Below are 1,368 nucleotides of genomic sequence, written 5' to 3' on the forward strand. Positions count from 1 at the left end.
GCGGGTCAGTGGTCTCCGGCTTGTCGTGCGGGGTGTGGGTGACCGGCGGCATCGCGGTCATCTTGACCTTGCCGGCCGCGGCGTTGAACTTGTCCATCATGTCCTGGGCCAGACCCACGGACGGCGCGAAGCTGTCCTGCACCTTCTTGGCCCACGCAGCCCGCAGGGCCTGGTCGGCGGCGAACCAGGACGGCTGCCGGAGCACGGCAAAGTCCCCGGTGACGCCACTCCAGTCGGGAAAGCGGATGTACATCTCCCGCCACAGGTCGTACTCGTACTGCCCGAGTTCGCCGCGGATCCGGCCGGTCTCCCACAACCCGTGGGAATGGTTGTAGTTCGGGTCGGTNCCGTAGCTGCTGAACACCGTGGAATCGTCGAACATCTGGACGATCAGCCTGAAGGGGTCCGGCCAGACGCCGGGGGGCCCACCAATCGGAGGCCTCGTCTCCCCCTGACCGTTCTGCCCGTTCCAGTAGGCATTGTCCAGGAAAAGCTGGTTCACGAAGTTCACCGCGCTGGTGACGGCCTCCCCCAGCGGATCGGACCAACTCTTGATCTGGTCGAGGACGCCCTGCACACCGCGCCTGGCTGCATTGACCTGATCCCGGAAGGCCGCGGCCGCCGAGCCGTCGAAATTCTCGACCTTCGTGTCCAGCCGGGAGACGTCATTGTCCAGATCCTCGAAGATGGCCTGGGCCCACTCCCCGACCCGCTGCAGGGCCACATTGACCCCACGCAGCGTGGCCGGATCGAACGGCGTGCGCGGACCGGCGATCTGCGGGATGTCCTTGAACACCGCGGCCCAGGCCGCCCGGACGTCCATCAACGGATTGCTGTCCCCGGTGCCCGCGGGCGTCGGGGAGTTGCGGTTCGCCGACGAGGAGTCGTCCTTCTTCCCGACCCACAGGGTCAACTGCTCCGCGTTACTCATGCTGTCGCTTGACATCCAGCGCCAGAAGGTGATCGCGCCCTGTTTGAACTTGGGCTTCCAGCTTCCCAGGGTGTGGTAGTGCTCCTCCCGCTCCTCGGGAATCAGCCAGGGTGCGCCGCCGGCACCCCCGATGGTGCTCGGCCGCAGGTTGTCGGCGACGCTCTTGCTGGGTGTTCCGTTCGGTTTGGGCGAGTCCCCGTCGCCCGGGCCGGTGGCGAGATTGAGTCCGCCGTCGGCCGCGCCGACGGTATATCCGAGGATGGTCTGGAGGATGTCCTCGATCGGCTGGGCAGCGGCCATCGTCAGCTCCCCTTGCCCTGATCGGTCGGGCCGTCACCCGGCCCCTGGGGCGTCTCCGTGGGGATGAACCCCGAGAACTCCTCTGCCGTCATATCGTTCAGATGCTCGACCGCGTCCGTGTCCTCCAACAGCGACTG

Annotated in this window: 1 protein-coding gene; it reads right to left on the bottom strand. The window is 66.7% G+C overall.

The window, feature by feature from the left end; translation table 11 throughout:
• The coding region (locus tag UK94_RS72450) for a hypothetical protein (RefSeq protein ID WP_235490928.1) at positions 1-346 on the bottom strand (346 nt) is incomplete at both ends.
• Positions 347-1,368: the final 1,022 nt, after the last annotated feature.

The sequence above is a fragment of the Frankia sp. AvcI1 genome, assembly GCF_001420875.1.
GTDB classification, from domain to species: domain Bacteria; phylum Actinomycetota; class Actinomycetes; order Frankiales; family Frankiaceae; genus Frankia; species Frankia alni.